The following is a 19362-nucleotide window of genomic DNA, read 5'->3' as shown; positions in this document are numbered from 1 at the left end:
ATAACCTTATCCCTATGGCATGATTTGGTCTTAATTGGAAAAACCCCATCAAAAATATAAGAAAATCTTATGTTGTGATTGTAATTTTTTTCTTGAAATAAAACTTTTTCTTTATGTACTATAGTGCGTTTCCTGAGCTAATACATAAACCAAAAATCTATACAATAGGAGGTATTTTAATGAGAATAGTACTGCTTGGTGCACCTGGAGCAGGGAAGGGGACGCAGGCCAAGAAGCTTGTTGAGAAGTACGGCATCCCCCAGATCTCCACAGGAGATATCCTCAGAAAGGCCGTTGCAGACGGCACCCCCCTCGGAAAAGAAGCAAAAGCCTATATGGACAAGGGAGAGCTTGTTCCTGACTCGGTAGTAATCGGTCTTGTCAAGGAAAGACTTACCCGGGATGACTGCAAAAAGGGTTTTATCCTTGACGGGTTCCCGCGCAATACTGCTCAGGCGGAAGTGCTTGACAAGGTTCTGGAAGAGACAAACATTCCCCTTCAGGTTGCCCTCTGTGTAGATGTTGACATGGATATCCTGATGAAGAGACTCACCGGAAGGAGAACCTGCAGGCAGTGTGGTCAGATGTACAATATCTATTTTTCACCCCCACAGAAAGAAGGTGTATGCGATAAATGTGGTGGAGAACTCTATCAGAGGGATGATGATAAGGAGGAGACCATCCGCAGGAGACTTGAAGTTTACGAGGCCCAGACAGCTCCCCTTATTGAATACTATAAGAATAAAGGTATCTTGAAGACAGTTGAGGGTACAGGAGATATTGACGAAATCTTTGCCAATATCTGCTCTATCCTTGGTGAATAGGGGAAAAGTGTAAGTGCGGAGACTGTTGAATGGTTTCCGTATTTGTATGACAATGACTAAATAACTAAGGAGGATTTTATGGCACTGGTAAATCCACATGGTAAAGAGAAAAAGCTTAAGCCCCTGCTGCTTGAGGGTGATGAGCTGAAAGAAGAGAAAGAAAGAGCCAAGACCCTTACCGATGTGAGGATGACCTCAAGGGAGACGGGCGATCTAATAATGATGGGGATAGGCGGTTTTACCCCTATTGAAGGCTTTATGGGATATGAAGACTGGAAGGGCATATGTGATGAATACAAGATGACGGACGGAACCTTCTGGCCAATCCCTATCACGCTTTCCACCACAAAGGGCAATGCAGACAGTATCAAGATTGGAGAGGATGTTGCCCTGGTAGATGAAGAGTCCGGTGAGATGATGGCCACAATGACGGTAAAGGAGAAATACACCATAGACAAGGTGCATGAGTGCAAAAAGGTATTTGGAACTGATGATATCGAGCATCCGGGTGTTGCCAAGGTTATGGCACAGGGAGAGGTAAACCTTGCCGGACCGGTCAAGGTGCTGAGTGAGGGAAGATTCCCTGAAGAATACAAGGGTGTTTACATGAGGCCCGAGGAGTCCAGGAAGAATTTTGAGGATAAGGGATGGTCAACTGTTGCAGCCTTCCAGACCCGCAACCCGATGCACCGCTCCCATGAGTACCTGACAAAGATCGCCATAGAGATATGTGACGGTGTCTATATCCATATGCTTCTCGGAAAGCTAAAGGCCGGGGATATCCCTGCAGATGTCAGGCAGAGCGCAATAGATGCCCTTATTGAAAATTACTATGTCAAGGACACGATAACAGTCGGCGGTTATCCTCTGGATATGAGATATGCAGGACCGAGAGAAGCGCTTCTTCATGCACTCTTCAGGCAGAACTTCGGCTGCAGCCACCTGATAGTCGGCCGTGACCATGCCGGTGTGGGTGACTACTACGGGCCTTTTGATGCACAGAAGATATTCGATGAGATACCCGAGGATGCCCTTGAGACAAAGCCCCTCAAGATCGACTGGACATTCTATTGTTACAAGTGTGACGGCATGGCCTCAATGAAGACATGCCCCCACAGCAAGGAAGACAGGCTGATACTGAGCGGTACAAAGCTGAGGAAGATGCTTTCAGAGGGTGAAGAGGTTTCAGACAAGTTCAGCCGTCCGGTGGTCCTGAAAATACTGAGCGAGTACTATCAGGGGCTTTCAGAGAAGGTTGAGATAAAGATGCACAAGTACGCAGAGGGAGCATAAGGATTGATGATTTACGATTGACAATTGAAAAATTATACTCGTCAATCACCAATATTAAGTGAAGGGAGGTGTTGAGGACCTCGATTTTTTTGTTGTTTGCAGTAAAACCTAAATCTAATGTGAGGAGGTATTCAGTATGCCAAGTTATGTGATTACTGAGAAGTGCGACGGCTGCAAAGGGCAGGAAAGGACAGCATGTATGTACATCTGTCCCAATGACCTGATGAAGCTTGATCGTGACAGGATGAAGGCATGGAATCAGGAGCCTGATCAGTGCTGGGAGTGTTACAACTGTGTTAAGATCTGTCCTCAGCAGGGCATCGAGATCAGGGGGTATCAGGATTTCAATCCCCTTGGTGGAAATGTTATTCCTCTCAGGGGTACCGATGCTATTATGTGGACGGTCAAGTTCAGAAACGGTACACTGAAGAGATTCAAGTTCCCAATCAGGACAACTGCGGAGGGTTCCGTTGATCCTTATGCAGGGAAACCTGAGGCTGATCTTTCAAAAATCAAGGAGCCCGGACATTTTACCCAGCAGGGTGCGGGCGTAACATTGCCCACAATAAAGTAATTTAAGGAGGCTTAAACATGGAAAAAGAAACATGTACATTTTCATATTGCGAGAAGCCTGAGGTTGTCGAGATTGAGACCGATCTCCTCGTTATCGGTGGTGGTATGTCCGCTTGTGGTGCTGTTTATGAGGCTGCACGCTGGGCAACTCCTCAGGGGATCAGGATAACCATGATCGACAAGGCTGCAACCGACAGAAGCGGCGCTGTTGCCATGGGTCTCTCAGCTATCAACACCTATATGGGCGAGAATGACCCTGCAGACTATGTCAGGTATGTCAGGAGCGACCTTATGGGCATAATCAGGGAAGACCTGGTTTATGACCTTGGAAGGCATGTTGACGATTCAGTCCACCTTTTTGAGGAGTGGGGACTCCCAATCTGGAAGAAGGGTGATGACGGTTTTTCTCTTGACGGTTTTCAGGCAAAGGATGCCGGCAAGGCGATGCTGAAGGACGGTGGAACACCTGTCAGGTCCGGAAGATGGCAGATCATGATCAACGGTGAGTCCTACAAGGTTATCGTTGCAGAGGCTGCAAAGAAGGCCCTTGAGATTAACAGGAAGGCAACCGGAATGGAAGAGAACCATTTTGAAAGGGTATTTATAGTCAAGCTCTTTAAGGATGCCAATGTTGAGAACAGGGTTGCAGCAGCAGCCGGTTTCAGCGTGAGAGAAAACAAGATCTATCTCTTTAAGGCTAAAGCAATGTGCCTTGGTGCCGGTGGAGCGGTTAACGTCTTCAAGCCAAGGTCATCTGAAGAAGGTAAGGGCAGGGCATGGTATCCTGTATGGAACGCCGGTTCAGGTTATGCCCTCGGCATGCAGGTTGGCGCTGAGCTGACGATGATGGAGAACAGGTTTGTCCCTGCACGATTCAAGGACGGCTATGGTCCTGTCGGCGCATGGTTCCTCTTCTTCAAGGCAAAGGCAACCAATAGCCTTGGTGAAGACTACTGTGCAAATGAAGAGGCCCTTGCAGAGGCAAGGACCAAGTACGGTAGCTATGTCGACAAGATGGGTACCGCCATCAGGAACCATCTGATGATGAGAGATATGAAACTGGGCAAAGGGCCGATCATCATGAGGACCCATGAAGCAATGCAGGCCATCAACAAGGAATTTGTTGAGAAACTTGGTGAAAAAGAGGCCAAGAAGAAGATCAAACATCTTGAGGCTGAGGCATGGGAGGACTTCCTTGACATGTGTATCGGTCAGGCCGGACTCTGGGCTTGTGAGAATGTCGAGCCGGACAAGACCCCTTCCGAGATTATGCCTACTGAGCCATATCTCCTCGGCTCTCATGCCGGTTGTGCAGGTTTCTGGGTAAGCGGCCCGGATGATTTGGGCGCACCTGCCGAGTGGAACTGGGGATACAACAGGATGTCAACCGTTGACGGACTCTTTATGATGGGTGACATCTGTGGCGCATCAGGTCACAAGTTCTCCTCAGGCTCCCATGCAGAGGGAAGGATTGCGGCAAAGAATGCCACTGCATTCATCCTTGACAACAAGGATTACGTTCCAACTCTGAAACAGAACGTTGACGAGATTGCTTCTGATATCTATCTCCCTTACGAGGTATTCGAGAAGTACAAGAATGCCACAACCGATCCTGCAATGAACCCCAACTACATCAAACCAAAGATGCTCCAGGCAAGGCTCCAGAAGATTGCCGACGAGTACTTTGGTGGTTGCTCCACCTGGTATATGACTTCCAAGGCCATGCTTGAAGAAGGTCTCAGGAAGCTCCAGGTGCTTAAAGAGGACGCTGCCAAGATGGCCGCTGCCGACCTCCATGAGCTGATGAGATGCTGGGAGAATTACCACAGGATCCTTTCAGTTGAAGCCCATGCACGTCATATTCTCTTCAGGGAGGAGTCGAGGTATCCTGGTTATTATTACAGGGGAGATCACGATTTTATTGACGATGACAACTGGAAGTGTTTTGTGAATTCCAGGTACGATGTTGATACAGGCGAGTGGGAAGTCAAAAAGGTCCCATACGTTCAGCTGGTAGACTAATTCATATTTGGATGGGCAGGGTGTTTATCCCTGTCCATCCAAATAATTCCTGCTTTGAGAGTTCAAGTTTTCAGATTGTTTCTCTAACAGTCTGAAAGCTTGAATTTTCAAAGTAAACGGAGGATAAATATGGGAGATCAAAAGAGTATTCTTATAATCGGTGGCGGAATAAGCGGTATAACCACTGCTATTGAAGCTGCTGAGGCCGGATATGACGCAACGATTGTCGAGAAGAATCCTTATCTTGGCGGAAGGGTTGCCCAGTTATTCAAGTATTTTCCGAAACTGTGTCCACCCTATTGCGGTCTGGAGATAAACTTCAGGCGTATCAAGCAGAATCCGAAAGTAAAGTTTTATACCCTCTCCGAGGTTGAGAGCATAAGCGGCAGCGAAGGAGATTTTAATGTCAGTATAAAGGTCAATTCGAGGTATGTCAACGAGAAGTGCACTGCTTGCGACAAGTGTGTTGAGGCCTGCCCTGCAGAGAGGTCGAATGACTATAACTTCGGCATGGATAAAACAAAGGCTATATACCGTCCGCATGACATGGCATTTCCGATGAGGCATGTGATTGACGAACAGGCCTGTAAGGGGTCGGCATGCTCCGAGTGCGTTAAGGTTTGCAAGTACGGCGCCATAGACCTTGACATGAAGCCCTCGACAGTTGAGCTCAATGTAGGCAGTATAGTCACGGCCACCGGCTGGAATCCCTATGATGCAACAAAGATGGAGAACCTTGGATTCGGCAAGATAAAGAATGTCATTACGAATATGATGATGGAAAGGCTGTCTGCACCGAACGGGCCGACAAAGGGCAAGATCCAGAGGCCTTCCGATGGAAAGGATGTGCAGAGTATCGCCTTTGTACAGTGTGCCGGATCAAGGGATGAAAATCACCTCCCCTACTGTTCCGCAGTATGTTGCATGGCATCCATGAAACAGGCTACATATATCAGGGAGAAGAATCCTGAATCAAAAGTATACATCTTTTATATAGACCTCAGGACTCCCGGCAAGTATGAGGATTTCCTGAGAAAGATACAGTCGGATGAGAATATAGAGATGATAAAGGGCAAGGTTGCCAAGATTGAAGAGGATGGTGACGGAGGGGCGATCGTTACGGCAGAGGATATAGTTGGTGGTGGCAAGGTACACCAGAAGGTGGATATGGTGGTGCTGGCTGCCGGGATGGAATCAGCTCTGAAAAACAATGGCCTTGTATCAACGATAAAGACGGAAGAGAGCAGTTTTGCAATATCGGAAGGCCAGGCAGCAGGTATTTATGTTGCGGGAGTTGCCGGTAGGCCTAATGATGTCACTACTTCGGTGCAGAGTGCCACCGGGGCTGCTTTAAAGAGTATACAAAGTCTGGTGAGGAGGTAGAGATTTATGAGTGAAAGCAAGTTGGGAATATATATCTGTACAGATTGTGGTATTGGTGAATCGCTGAATATAGAGAATCTTCAGAAGATTGCAAAGGCCCAGATATGCAGGACACATCCATTTCTCTGCAGTCAGGAAGGTGCCCAGATTATCAGGGATGACATTAACAATGAAGGGGTTAACAAGATTGTTGTTGCGGCCTGTTCCCAGAGGGTCAATTATGATGTGTTTGACTATGATCCCTTAAAATATGTAACGGAGAGGGTTAATCTGAGAGAACACGTTGTATGGTCTCATCCTCCGAATACAGAGGAGACCCAGGCAATGGCAGAGGATTATCTCAGCCTCGGGATAACAAGGGCCAGTAAGTCTGCGCCGCCTGAGCCGAAGATTACCGACCTTAACAGGACCATTCTCGTTGTGGGTGGCGGTGTGACAGGTTTGACTGCTGCCATTGAGGCTGCAAAGGCAGGCAGTCAGGTAGTGCTTGTTGAAAAAGAGGCTGAACTTGGCGGCTGGTCAAAAAAGATGTACAAGGTCCTTCCGACAAAAGCACCTTTTACAGAACTCGAGAAACCCGGTATTGATTCAAAGATAGCGGCAGCGAATGATAACGAAAATATAAAGATATATACATCTACAACTATTAAAAATATAGCCGGAGAGCCGGGGATGTACGATGTTACCGTAGATAAGGGCGGCTCTGAAGAGACGTTCACCATTGGTGCAATTGTTTATGCAATAGGTTGGAAGCCTTATGATGCATCGAAGCTTGACAATCTTGGTTATGGAAAATTCAAGAATGTTGTTACCAATGTTGAGATGGAAGAGATAGCCCTGAATGGCAAGATAGCAAGACCATCAGACGGCAAGCCGGCTCAGAGTGTTGTCTTTGTGCAGTGTGCAGGGCAGAGGGATGAGGCCCATGTGCCTTATTGTTCAAGTGTCTGCTGTAATGTCTCTCTAAAGCAGGCCATGTACGTACGGGAGTCTAATCCGGATGCCGGTGCCTACATTATCTACAAGGATATGAGGACACCCGGATTATATGAAAACTTCTACAAGGCAGCCCAGGATGATGAAGGGATATTCCTTGCAAAGGGAGAGATACTTGGTATCGAAGAGGAAGCGGACGGCAGTCTGCTTGTTGAGGTAAACAATCTCCTGCTTGGCAAGACAGTCAGGATAAAGGCTGACATAGTTGTTCTTGCCACCGGCATGCTGACAAACATGATCCCCGAGGATTACGAGGTCAACAATCTGACCCCTGAATACATAGGAACTATTACGAAAAAGGAGACAACGGACGGTGTGACCGAGGAGCTTGAGCCCGTTCCTATTTCGCTGAATCTTTCCTACAGGCAGGGCCCTGAGATGCCGCATCTCAAGTACGGCTTTCCGGATTCCCACTTTATCTGTTTTCCATATGAGACGAGGAGGACGGGCATATACGCTGCCGGGGCTGTAAGGCATCCCATGGATGCACTCCAGGCATCGGCTGATGCAGCCGGGGCTGCTCTTAAGGCGATACAGTGCCTCGAGCTTACCTCTCAGGGCAAGGCCGTGCATCCGAGGTCGGGGGATCAGACATTTCCTGAATTCAGGCTTGAGTCGTGTACTCAGTGCCGCAGATGTACTGTTGAATGTCCATTCGGTGTCCTTGACGAAGATGAAAAGGGCACACCTCAGGAACATCCATACCGCTGTCGCCGCTGTGGTACCTGTATGGGGGCCTGTCCGCAGAGGATCATTAATTTCAAGAACTACAGCATTGACATGATATCTTCAATGATAAGATCGGTTGATGTGCCTGACGAGAGTGAGGAGCCGTTCATTTTGGGGCTTATCTGTGAGAATGATGCCTATCCTGCACTCGACCTTGCCGGTCAGAACAGGATACAGTACAGTCCTAATTTCAGGTTTATTTCTCTCAGGTGTCTTGGCGGAACAAACCTTGTCTGGATTGCAGACGCTCTTTCAAAAGGTATTGACGGTATTATGCTGATTGGATGCAAGTATGGCGATGATTACCAGTGTCACTTTATCAAGGGAAGTCAGGTGGCGAATGAGAGGTTGGGAAAGGTCCAGGAGACACTTGACAGGCTGATGCTTGAGGCAGAGCGGGTTCAGCAGGTGCAGCTTGCTATCAATGAATGGGATAAGCTTCCGGAGATACTTGATAAATTCTCAGAGAGACTGAAGGAACTCGGACCAAATCCATATAAAGGATTTTAAATAAAGGTTATATGTAAATGACCATGACTAAATAAGGGAGGTTGTATATGCCGGACAATATAATAACACCGGATATTCAGTTTGTAAGGGAGTTGAAGGAAGCCGGTGGTGATACATTAAAAAAGTGTTATCAGTGCGCAACATGTTCTGTTGTATGCCCCATGTCTCCTGATAATAAACCGTTTCCCAGGAAGGAGATGGTTATGGCCCAGTGGGGAATGAAAGATGAACTTGCAGCTGATCCCGATATCTGGCTTTGCCATAACTGTAACGACTGTACAAAATACTGTCCAAGGGGTGCAAGGCCCGGGGACGTGCTCAGTGTAATGAGACAGAAGGTTATAAAGGAGAACGCGGTTCCGGCTTTCATGGGAAATGTCGTGACCGATCCCAAGAAGACACTTGTGGCACTCGCGATTCCGTTTGCACTCTTTTTAGCCGTGCTTGGATTAACAGGTCATCTCGGGATTCCGGAAGGCGACAAGATAGTCTATTCCAAATTCTTTCCGATCAGCTACATTGAGATTATCTTTATGTCTGCAGTTGCCCTTACCGGTATCAGCTACCTTATAAGTCTGAACGGTTTCTGGACAAAAATGAGCAAACAGAACGGCCTGTCATATTCAAAGGGATTTGTTCCGGCCCTTGTAGAGACAGTAGTAGAGATTCTGACCCACAAGAGATTTGAGAAGTGCGAGGTCAATGCAGACCGCAAAAACGGCCATATGCTTGTCTTCTATGCATTCCTGGGCCTCCTGATAACCACAATATGGATAACCTACTACTATTATGTGCCCAAAATACATTCTCCCATTCCACTGACGGATCCAATGAAATGGCTTGCCAACCTGAGTGCGCTTGCACTTATTGTCGGAGTCCTGATCTTGATATTCAACAGGACAAAGGATAAGGGCTTTGATACAAGGAGCTCGTCCTTTGACTGGACCTTTGTAGTCATGATACTCCTGCTTGCCATCACCGGCATACTGACGGAAGTTATCAGGCTGGCAGGGATTGCTTCCCTTGCATATCCCATGTATTTCATTCACCTTTTGTTTGTTTTTTACACGATTGTCTATTTCCCTTATTCAAAACTCGCTCATATGGGATATAGAACCCTGGCAATAACATATTCCAAGATGACGGGGAGGGATATAACATTATGAAAGTCAAGGATATCTTAAATGACAAGGGTAGAGAATTAATTACTGTAGGAGCCGAGTCTTCGATTACCGACGCTGCATCCAAGATGATGCAGAGAAATATCGGGGCCCTTATAGTTGAGCACGACACAAAACTTGTTGGTCTGATTACTGAAAGAGATGTGCTCAAGATTGTGGCCAGTACCGAATGCCAGATGAAAGACCTGAAGGTCAGGGATATAATGGTGCACAGTGAGAACCTTCTGGTTGCAGAGCCTGAGGATGAAGTGGAGTATGTGATGGTTGTAATGATACAGAATGGCATACGCCATATGCCGATCGTGGAGAGGGGTGAGCTTTCCGGAATCATCTCTATCAGGGACGTGGTGAAGACCCATGTCAAGAAACTCAATGCCGAGATACATTTCCTCAAGGAATATATTTCAGATAAGTACGTTTAGTGATCACCGGTTTTTAAGCTGGAATGGAAGACATAAATAACTTTATAACCGTTATTTCCGCAAATGCAGCTATCCGGTAATATCACATATTTCCGGACTCATGCTTTTGCGGGGGTGACGCATTATTTTTGAATACAGGCATTTTGCCGGAATATATTAAAAATCTTACAGGAGGTATATTTAATGGAAGCATTTACAAGTTATGCGCCCATATTGGGCGCAGGTGGTTTAATAATCGCTTTGATTATTTACCTGAGAGTGGCGAGTCAACCGGCCGGTTCCGGGCTGATGGTTGAAATAGCCGACGAGATACATGCCGGGGCAATGGTTTATCTGAAGAGGCAGTACTCAATCCTCTTTTTTGTTGTAGCAGCCATTGCCGTACTTGTCTGGTTTGTTCCCAGCCTTGGGCCGGGTACTGCTATTGCCTATGTCAGCGGGGCCCTCTGTTCCGTTGTTGCAGGATATTTCGGTATGATGTCTGCAACAAAGGCAAATGTGAGGACTGCCGAGGCAGCAAACAGGTACAAGCCGGATGCAGCAAGGGCCCTTTCCGTTGCCTTTAACGGTGGAGCCGTGATGGGTCTTTCCATAACAAGTATCGGCCTTATCGGCATAGGTGTGTTCTTCTTTTATCTGAACTACGGTACACCTGCAAACGCTTATGAGATTAATGGATTTGCCATGGGTGCCTCATCCATTGCCCTCTTTATGCGTGTTGGAGGGGGTATTTATACAAAGACTGCTGATGTTGGTGCAGACCTTGTTGGAAAGATTGAGGCAGGAATTCCGGAGGATGATCCCCGCAACCCTGGTGTTATTGCAGACAATGTAGGTGATAATGTCGGGGACGTTGCAGGCCTTGGCGCCGACCTTTTTGAGTCCTATGTTGGTTCAATCATTGCTACAATAGCCCTTGGCGCTACAGCAGTGGCAGGTTCCCAGATAGCACAGCTTGGCAGCAGCTCTACCCTGATGATCCTGCCGATCACCATAGCTGTTATGGGTTTTATTGCATCCTTAATCGGCATATTCTCAATGAGGGTGCTTGAGAAGTTTAATCCGGCGGCGGCACTGAGGTATTCCACCTTTATCGCTGCAGCCCTCTTCCTTGTCTTCTCCTATTTTGCCTGTTCGGCAATGGAAGTGAGCAATGCGGTCTTCTGGACAATATTCGTTGGTTCACTCGGAGGGATATCGATTGGACTATTGACAGAGTACTACACATCAGCATCTCCGATAAGAAAGATAGCTGAATCAAGCAAGACAGGTGCAGGAACAAATATTATCACAGGTCTTGCTGTAGGTCTTGAGAGTACGGCACTTCCGGTTCTTGCTATATGTGTTATCATCTTTATAGCCTCCAAGATTGCAGGACTCTATGGAATAGGTATAGCTGCAGTCGGTATGCTTGGAACGATTGGAGTGACCATGAGTGTTGATGCCTACGGCCCCATTGCAGACAATGCAGGTGGTATCTCGGAGATGGCAGGCCTCGGTGAGGATACAAGGAAGATTACCGATAGTCTTGATGCGCTCGGAAACACAACAGCTGCAATCGGCAAGGGTTTTGCGATAGGTTCTGCAGCACTCACTGCACTTGCCCTCTTCTCGGCATACACACAGTCTATAACTGCAAAGACCGGCAAGGAATTTATTATAGTATTAACCGACCCTATTGTGGTCATAGGTCTCCTCATCGGAGGCGTTATCCCCTTCTTCATAGGTGCCCTTACAATGACCTCTGTGGGAAAGGCAGCCATGAAGATGGTTGAAGAGATAAGGCGTCAGTTCAGGGAAATCCCCGGACTTCTTGAAGGAAAAGAGGGAGTTAAGGGAGATACAAAGAGGTGTGTTGATATAAGTACCTCAGCTGCCCTCAAGGAGATGGTGCTGCCGGGGGTGGTTGCCATATTCGCTCCCGTCCTTGTTGGTTTCCTTCTTGGACCCAAGGCCCTTGGCGGTATGCTGGCAGGTGCAACAGTAACAGGGGTATTACTTGCACTGATGATGGCAAATGCCGGCGGTGCATGGGATAATGCAAAGAAGTACATTGAGCAGGGCCACTATGGTGGTAAGGGATCGGATGTTCATATGGCCGCTGTTGTAGGTGATACAGTGGGTGATCCGTTTAAGGATACCTCAGGTCCTTCAATGAACATACTTATCAAGTTGATGTCCATAGTGTCTCTTGTTATTGCTCCACTTCTTGTATAGTCCTGTTTTGAATCGTAATTCTAAAAAGGGAGAAGCCCCGTGCTTCTCCCTTTTTTTAATTCAGGTTCAAACCATTTTCAATCCAGTGCTGTAACCTGTTACAATTAAATAAGCAGGTATCTTTGATGAAGCCATAAAAAGTCTGAAAATGGCCATTTTTGTCGTTGCGAGCGGAGCGAAGCAATCTCTAACTGAAAAACAGCCATATTAGTAAACCGGCAAATAAATACAGAGTTTTAGCTGATTAAACATTTGTTACACAAACAGAAAAAAACAATGTATGTCGTTATCTGTCATTCTGAACTTGATTATCTGTCATTCTGAACTTGATTCAGAATCTCCAAACATCAATATAGATATGATTAAAAATCACTCATTGAACATAGGTTTCAGTTTTGGATTAACCTCCAGCATTATTACAACACTTGGCTTAATGGTTGGATTGTATTCAGGTACACATTCAAAGCCTGTTGTTATCGGGGGTATTTTAACGATTGCCATAGCGGACGCCTTTTCAGACGCCCTGGGTATTCATATCTCCGAGGAATCTGAAAACAGACATACAGTGAAAGAGATATGGCTGGCAACAGTGGCCACTTTTTTTTCCAAGTTTCTCTTCTCATTGACATTTATTATTCCTGTTTTGCTCTTCGATCTCCTGGTGGCAGTGTTTGTAAGCATGGCATGGGGGTTATCGGCGTTGTGTCTTCTCAGTTACGCCATGGCCAGGACACAGAAGACTAATCCCGTGAAGGTAATTGCCGAGCACCTCTCTATAGCTGCAATCGTTATAGTTCTGACCCATTATGTGGGGATATGGATTTCATCAACCTTTGGCTGACACCCGGCTTCATCCCATCCGAGCAACTCTCTCACTTTTTCAAGGTTTTTCCAGTCGTCGTCATCAGACTTTTTAGGGGTCTCAAGTATCAGGGGCACTGCATTGAAGAACGGGAAGGAGAGAAACCGCTCAAGACCCGAGAGTCCGATGGTTCCCTCACCAATATGCTCATGTCTGTCCACCCCTGAGGCAAATCCCTTTTTTGAGTCATTAAGGTGTATGAGTTCAACCTTCAGTGGAGATATATACTTTATGATTTCCCCTTTCAGCCTCTCAAGCCCTTCCATTTTAGTGATATCATATCTGGCAGCATAGGCGTGGCAGGTATCGAAACATAAACCCTGCACACATCCCGGAGGGGTGTTTTCAATAATTTCAGAGATCATGGGTATGGTAGATGAGATATCTCCCTTTTGTCCTGCTGTATTTTCAAGTAAAATACCCACCCCTCCATCGGTGTTTTTATATGATAAGGAGAGGGCCTCTGATGCCCTGCCTATTGCCTCCTTAATATCCCGGCCCACTGCCTTTCCCGGATGCAGCACAATATAGTCAGCCCTCAGCAGATGCGCAGTCTGTATTTCATGGGATAGCAGATTTATGGACTTTTTTCTGACCTCCCTGTCCGGAGAGGCAAGGTTTATAAGGTAGGATGAATGGATAAAGACAGGTCTGATATCAAGGACTGTCTTTAGTTCCCTGAAATTTTCAATCTCTTCATTATTTATCTTTTTTGTGGCCCAGATTCTTGGATTATGTGAAAATATCTGAACAGTGCTGCAACACAGGGCTTTGGCCCTCTTTAAAGACAGGTGAATGCCGTTGGCAATGGACGTGTGCACTCCCAGCCTGCGCATCCCGCGCTTTTGAATCAGGCCCCTATTGTTATTTACAGGGGTTTTCACTCTTTAGGTCTGAGCACGATCAGGCCCGGTGTTTTTGAGATATATGCAATCAAATCCTGCTCAATCACCTTCCTTTTGGTCTTTGCTGAAGAGGCATGCCTCAGATAAACCCTGCCCTGCTTTTTTATAATAATTCCCGTATGCGTGACATCCAGCCCCTGTATTTTGGTATAAATCCCGACGTAATCCCCTGTTCTGAGCCTCTTTATAACGGTTTCATCAATAGCGTCTGAGGGGATATATTGAATCTCCCGCTCTCTGGGTGTAATTCCGGGCAGAAAATAAGTCCCGTCTTTCCTGAGATTCAGCACTTTCCGGATGCTTTTTGTCCTGAGACCACCGATCTTTCCGGTGATATCATCAACATAGGCTGAATTAAAGACGCTCCAGTCAGTAAAAAAATGGTTCCTGTTTTCAAATGCAACTTTTCCCGACCGGTATCTCACTCTTTTTAAGTTTTCCTTAAATTCAGAAAAGGACCTTGACAGCCTCATCGCCTCAATGTAATCAAGATATGTAAAGCAATCGACCCCCTGCAGATCTATAACAAAGACCTCCGGTGTGTTCATATCTCCAATTAATGTTGACGCTTGATATTTCACGCCCAGAAACCGTCCGGAAAGGAAGTCTATGCGTTTGCCAACATCCCTGATTTCAGATGCTTCACTTATAATGCGGCCCAGTTCATCCTGCGTCCACCTGCCCAGGAGTATACGCTCATCCTCCCCGGCAGCAGCAGTTGTATGGATGCTTGTCAATGATGTCAGAAGTATTATTATTACCAGGACGGTCTTCAATATGTTTTAATGCTCCACTTTCAAATCTGTCATTCCGGTTCCCAAATCTGTCATTCCGGCAGTTCTTAAGCCGGAATCTATTTTTTTGAAGCCTTTATTTTAATATTTTAACCTATCCTGCACGTTTTTTTATCCCTTAAAACGAGAAAGAACCCAAAAATCCTGTTGCTGTGGTGTAAAATAGGGTTTATAACATGCCTCTTTGTGAAAGGATAAAAACATGATTGATTGTCTCATAAAAAACGGCGTTGTTATTGACGGCAGCGGAATGGAGCCGATAGAGACAAATGTCGGGATAGAGGGAGACAGGATAGTCTATATCGGCAGGGATGCGGTTGATGCAAGGGTAGTGCTTGATGCAGCGGGGCTTACAGTAACTCCGGGATTTATCGACAGCCATGCACACTCGGAATTTACAATTCTGGCTGACGGAAGGGCGGAGGGTAAGCTTTTCCAGGGGGTAACCACTGAGATAAACGGCAACTGCGGCCTGTCTGCAGCTCCGCTATATGGTGAGGCAGCTGAGCGGAGGGAGCAGGATTTAATGGAGCTGGGCATTGAGGAGAGGTGGTCCTCGTTCAGCGAATATTTCGCTATCCTCAAAAGCAGGGGCATTGCAATAAACTTTGCAACACTCTGCGGCCACGGAAACATCCGGGCATCAGTAATGGGTTATAAGAGCAATCCCCCTGACGAAAACGCCCTGTCCGCAATGAAAAGACTGCTGTCGGATGCCATAAGAGACGGTGCAATCGGGCTATCAACAGGGCTTATATATCCGCCCGGCGTTTATTCCGATACTGCGGAGCTTTCAAGGGTTTTATCATCTGAAAACCCTTGCGGAATCTATACATCCCACATGAGGAGTGAAGGTGACGCCCTTTTGGAGTCCATTGAAGAGGTTATCAGGATTGCAAGAGAGGCTCAGGTTAAAGTCCATATATCACACATAAAGACAGCAGGCAGGCATAACTGGTGGAAGATAGAGCAGGTTGTTGAGTTAATGGATAGTGTCAGGGGTAAGGGGATCAGTCTGACCTGTGACCGTTATCCCTACGTTGCAGCCGGCACTGACCTTGATACAATATTGCCTTCATGGGTCTATGAGGGCGGAGTGGATGATGAGCTGAGGTGTCTGAGGGACCCTGAAATGGTGGCAAGGATAAAGTCGGAGATTGGGCAAAAGGGAGATGACTACTGGGGTGGTGTTTATATCTCATCAGTTACAAGAGATGAAAACAGGTGGATGGAGGGCGAAAATATCCTTGATATCTCTTTAAAGCTGGGGGAAAAGCCTGTGGATGTCCTGATCGATCTTGTTATAGAGGAAGAGGCGAGGGTAGGGGCGATATTCTTTTCCATGAATGAGGACAACCTCAGGCAATTCCTCTGTCTTCCATATACAATGATAGGGTCAGACAGCTCTGTCAGGTCTTTGTCAGGGCCAACCCGCATTGGAAAACCACACCCCAGGGGTTTTGGCACATTTCCGAGGTTCATCGGCAGGTATGTGAGGGACGAAGGGCTTATGGGCCTGCCGGATGCAATAAAAAAGATAACATCCCTTCCTGCCGAGACTTTTGGACTCAAGAACAGGGGACTCATAAAAGAGGGGTATTATGCGGATATAGCCGTATTCGATTATGATAGAATTATTGACAGGGCCACGTTTAAAGAGCCTTACAAAAGACCGGAAGGCGTTGTCCATGTATTTGTCAATGGTGCGTTGGCTTTGAGGGATTGTGAGCTGACGGGAACCGTCTCCGGAAGGGTTTTGAAATGAGGTGTTTTATTTAAATGAAGCCTGTTATCGGTATAACTGCTGATATGGATAATGAGACCTTTAAGCTCAGGCAGGATTATGTCTCTGCCGTTGCGTCATCCGGAGGTCTGCCCCTGATTATCGCACCTGTGAGGGATGATATCAGCCGGATTGCCAATATGATAGACGGCCTTCTGCTGTCAGGGGGAGATGACCTGCTGCCTGAGTATCTCAGAGAGGAGATATCAGTGCCCCTTGAAAGGTTTAATTTTGTTAAAAAAGAAAGGACGGACTTTGAACTTGGCCTTTTAACGGAGATTTTAAAGAGACGGAAGCCTGTCCTTGCAATCTGCTACGGTATGCAGCTCGTAAATGTTGCCCTTGGAGGGACGATTTATCAGGATATTGAACTACAGGTTAACAATGCCATCGACCACAGAAGCGGTCTGCATACTATTGAGATTATCGATTCCTTTGCCCCTGTCTTAAACCTTCGGTCTTCAGAGTTCACCATCAATTCATTCCATCACCAGGCAGTCTCAAACCTCGGGGATGGACTGAAATCCTTTGCAGAGGCAGAGGATGGCATAATCGAGGGTATTTACAAGGAAGACTATCCCTTCCTCGTCGGTGTTCAATGGCACCCGGAGAGGGTTTTAAAGCATGAAACCAGTGGCCGGGATAGAGACAGTGAACTCTCACGGATGATTTTTGAGGCATTTATAAAAAGGGCAGGGGGATAAGGGTGGTGAGACGGTGCTACACTGAGGTCGGCGCTCCTGATAATCAGGATCATGTCCTGACGCCCCGGCCTTAGACCTCGAACCGGTTACTTGGACCAGTAGTCACCGCTCACCATAAATATTATATCACATATTTTGTAATATTTCATCCCTGCATATGTAATTAGAGTCTGTGTATAAAGTCAGTCTCTCTATCTGTCATTCCGGTAGTTCTTAAGCCGGAATCCAGTGTTTTCAATGCTTTCCGGATACCGGATCAAGTCCGGCATGACGACAAAAAGACATTTATACACAAACTCTAATTAGTATGTCATTCTGAATTTATTTCAGAATCTCTTAAAACCAATAAGTTACGAGACGCAGTCTATTTGCCTTGGCAAACCTGAAACAATGCCCTGAATTTAGTTCTGGTGTGACAAACAAGGGTTTACGCAAAACAAGCTCTTAAGTGGGGAGGGGGAAGTTTAAATAGTGATTTTGGTATTATACGTTAAACTACTTACTAACTTGTTATGGTAAAATGAATATATGCCAACGATATCAATGTTTTACGGCATCATAATTAGAATCTATTGTGCTCCAGGGGAACATAATCCTCCACATTTTCACGCGTACTATCAGGAGTATAAAGCTATTTTTGATATTCAAAAATGTGAATTAATTGATGGCAATTTACCAAAGAAACAGACGCGGTTAGTATTGGCATGGTCAGAGCTTCATAAAGATGAGCTTATTGCAAACTGGAAACTGGCATCAAAAGGCGAGTTACCTTTTAAAATTGAACCCCTTAAATAAGGGAGGTAATTATGTATATTGGAATTAAATCAGTAAAGGCTTTAGATGGATATGAAGTTCTATTAGAATTTGAAAATGAAGAAGAGAGGATATTTGATTTAAAGCCATATTTGTCTTTGGGAAAGTTTTCAGAGTTAAAAGACCCCAATAAATTTAAAACGGTAAGGGTTAATTTTGACGCAATAGAATGGGACAATCATGTAGATTTAGATCCTGAATTTTTATATGAACACAGCAAAGAGATAGAAAAAGTTTCTCCATAACAACTCATTCCTGCGGACGGATAATAGCCGCTGCTGAGAATCCAGTTTTCTGATTATCATTACAAAACGGGTGATATGCAACTACTAAAATATGGTAAGTGCTTAGAAAGCATGACAAATCCGTTGCCCCTACCGCCCGTTGACTTTTATGGTTTGATATTTTTTGTGGTGAGTTTGGTATTATACGGAAAAGTGTATAATAAGTATAATAACGGTTATGCTTTAAAGAATAATACGAGCAGATAGTGGTTCACTTGCCTGATTGCAGCTTTGGTATGCTGATTAAAAAGAAGATTTATTTTGACAAAACTCATACAATTCCCCGATAATTAGCTATATGCCAACAATAAAAAATATTGAGGGCCCATATAGATTTTACTTTTATAGTTTTGATTGCAATGAACCGAAACATATACATATTCAAAGAGAAAATATGACTTGTAAGTTTTGGTTAGAGCCGATTGCTTTATCTAAGAATAGCGGATTTTCACCGAAGGAGTTGAATGCTATTCGAGAGATTATTTATAACAAGAGAGACATAATAACGGAGGCATGGTATGAACACTGTGGTTAAGCTCCAGGAAATTAAAATTAAAGATGTGGACGTTACTGACGACTCAATTACAGCATATCTTGTTGATGGACGAACAATTAGCGTTCCTCTTGCATGGTCATGGAGATTATCAGAGGCTACACCTGAGCAGCGGGCACATTATGAAATTATCGGAGATGGTGAGGGGATACGTTGGCCTGATATTGATGAGGATATAAGTGCTGAGGGAATGTTGTACGGTACACCTGCCCCAAGACCAAAAAAGTCTAACAAGTCAGTGCAGTGAAATCGAACCAGCGGTGATGAATGAGGCGGAACTTACTAATGTATAAATTATGCATAGTGTGCAAGGATGTCCCTGACTTCTATATCGAAGGGGGATTTAATAATGCATATAAGTTATGCATAGTAAGTAACAACGTTATATACTAAAAATGGGACAGGTTAGACTCTCCCATTTTAGTATAGGAGATAGGAAATTAATAGCTATTAAGAAAAAGAAACCTCCTGTTAAGATATAGGCGCTAACCCAAACAAAATCTTAAACAGGAGG

The 19362-nt window shown here is 45.6% G+C and carries 18 protein-coding genes; 16 read left to right on the top strand and 2 right to left on the bottom strand.

The genetic code is table 11. The features are described 5' to 3' along the window. Positions 1 to 179: 179 nt before the first annotated feature. The 10 genes from VST71_07935 to VST71_07890 all read left to right on the top strand — a co-directional run bounded on the left by VST71_07935 (position 180) and on the right by VST71_07890 (position 12991). Entirely contained in the window at positions 180 to 824 is a 645-nt protein-coding gene (locus VST71_07935; GenBank protein ID MEC4685645.1) for an adenylate kinase, read from the top strand. A 78-nt stretch (positions 825 to 902) separates the two neighbouring features. Continuing rightward, positions 903 to 2117 (top strand): sulfate adenylyltransferase, encoded by a 1215-nt coding sequence (sat, locus tag VST71_07930; protein MEC4685644.1) that lies wholly within the window; start codon positions 903 to 905, stop codon positions 2115 to 2117. A gap of 136 nt (positions 2118 to 2253) precedes the next feature. Further along, positions 2254 to 2691, top strand: coding sequence for an adenylyl-sulfate reductase subunit beta (gene aprB / locus VST71_07925; GenBank protein ID MEC4685643.1), 438 nt, complete (start codon positions 2254 to 2256; stop codon positions 2689 to 2691). A gap of 17 nt (positions 2692 to 2708) precedes the next feature. After that, on the top strand, positions 2709 to 4712 hold the full coding sequence (aprA, locus tag VST71_07920) for an adenylyl-sulfate reductase subunit alpha (protein MEC4685642.1): 2004 nt from the start codon (positions 2709 to 2711) through the stop codon (positions 4710 to 4712). A 129-nt stretch (positions 4713 to 4841) separates the two neighbouring features. Beyond that, positions 4842 to 6095, top strand: a complete 1254-nt coding sequence (locus VST71_07915) for a CoB--CoM heterodisulfide reductase iron-sulfur subunit A family protein (protein ID MEC4685641.1) — start codon at positions 4842 to 4844, stop codon at positions 6093 to 6095. A 6-nt stretch (positions 6096 to 6101) separates the two neighbouring features. After that, complete coding sequence (locus VST71_07910) at positions 6102 to 8330, top strand: FAD-dependent oxidoreductase (GenBank protein ID MEC4685640.1); 2229 nt, start codon at positions 6102 to 6104, stop codon at positions 8328 to 8330. 47 nt (positions 8331 to 8377) lie between these two features. Next, complete coding sequence (qmoC, locus tag VST71_07905; protein MEC4685639.1) at positions 8378 to 9496, top strand: quinone-interacting membrane-bound oxidoreductase complex subunit QmoC; 1119 nt, start codon at positions 8378 to 8380, stop codon at positions 9494 to 9496. Next, positions 9493 to 9933 (top strand): CBS domain-containing protein, encoded by a 441-nt coding sequence (locus tag VST71_07900; GenBank protein MEC4685638.1) that lies wholly within the window; start codon positions 9493 to 9495, stop codon positions 9931 to 9933. The genes qmoC and VST71_07900 overlap by 4 nt, the downstream gene beginning before the upstream one ends. A 183-nt stretch (positions 9934 to 10116) precedes the next feature. Then, positions 10117 to 12150: a sodium-translocating pyrophosphatase gene (locus VST71_07895; protein MEC4685637.1), complete on the top strand. Its 2034-nt coding sequence runs from the start codon at positions 10117 to 10119 to the stop codon at positions 12148 to 12150. 358 nt (positions 12151 to 12508) lie between these two features. Continuing rightward, on the top strand, positions 12509 to 12991 hold the full coding sequence (locus VST71_07890; GenBank protein MEC4685636.1) for a hypothetical protein: 483 nt from the start codon (positions 12509 to 12511) through the stop codon (positions 12989 to 12991). On the opposite strand, the gene VST71_07885 is transcribed toward VST71_07890, so the two are convergent. Together VST71_07885 and VST71_07880 are read right to left on the bottom strand one after the other, a co-directional pair. After that, complete coding sequence (locus tag VST71_07885) at positions 12955 to 13833, bottom strand: deoxyribonuclease IV (protein ID MEC4685635.1); 879 nt, start codon at positions 13831 to 13833, stop codon at positions 12955 to 12957. The genes VST71_07890 and VST71_07885 overlap by 37 nt on opposite strands. 59 nt (positions 13834 to 13892) lie before the next feature. Next, complete coding sequence (locus VST71_07880; GenBank protein MEC4685634.1) at positions 13893 to 14693, bottom strand: N-acetylmuramoyl-L-alanine amidase-like domain-containing protein; 801 nt, start codon at positions 14691 to 14693, stop codon at positions 13893 to 13895. Positions 14694 to 14913: 220 nt separating this feature from the next. Here VST71_07880 and VST71_07875 point away from each other — a divergent pair, with 220 nt between their 5' ends. The 6 genes from VST71_07875 to VST71_07850 all read left to right on the top strand — a co-directional run bounded on the left by VST71_07875 (position 14914) and on the right by VST71_07850 (position 19095). Further along, positions 14914 to 16476 (top strand): D-aminoacylase, encoded by a 1563-nt coding sequence (locus VST71_07875; GenBank protein MEC4685633.1) that lies wholly within the window; start codon positions 14914 to 14916, stop codon positions 16474 to 16476. Between the two features lie 14 nt (positions 16477 to 16490). Continuing rightward, positions 16491 to 17198, top strand: coding sequence for a gamma-glutamyl-gamma-aminobutyrate hydrolase family protein (locus VST71_07870; protein ID MEC4685632.1), 708 nt, complete (start codon positions 16491 to 16493; stop codon positions 17196 to 17198). A 528-nt stretch (positions 17199 to 17726) separates the two neighbouring features. Then, positions 17727 to 17993, top strand: a complete 267-nt coding sequence (locus VST71_07865; GenBank protein ID MEC4685631.1) for a DUF4160 domain-containing protein — start codon at positions 17727 to 17729, stop codon at positions 17991 to 17993. A gap of 11 nt (positions 17994 to 18004) precedes the next feature. Beyond that, on the top strand, positions 18005 to 18256 hold the full coding sequence (locus VST71_07860; protein ID MEC4685630.1) for a DUF2442 domain-containing protein: 252 nt from the start codon (positions 18005 to 18007) through the stop codon (positions 18254 to 18256). Between the two features lie 337 nt (positions 18257 to 18593). Further along, entirely contained in the window at positions 18594 to 18830 is a 237-nt protein-coding gene (locus tag VST71_07855) for a DUF4160 domain-containing protein (protein ID MEC4685629.1), read from the top strand. After that, the gene (locus tag VST71_07850; GenBank protein ID MEC4685628.1) at positions 18814 to 19095 is read left to right on the top strand and encodes a DUF2442 domain-containing protein; all 282 of its coding nucleotides are present in this window, start codon (positions 18814 to 18816) and stop codon (positions 19093 to 19095) included. The genes VST71_07855 and VST71_07850 overlap by 17 nt, the downstream gene beginning before the upstream one ends. Positions 19096 to 19362 lie beyond the last annotated feature (267 nt).

This window comes from Nitrospirota bacterium (genome assembly GCA_035873375.1).
Lineage (GTDB): Bacteria > Nitrospirota > Thermodesulfovibrionia > Thermodesulfovibrionales > JdFR-85 > BMS3Bbin07.
The sequence above is the reverse complement of the archived record's forward strand: the minus strand, read 5'-3'. Positions and strand labels throughout refer to the sequence as shown.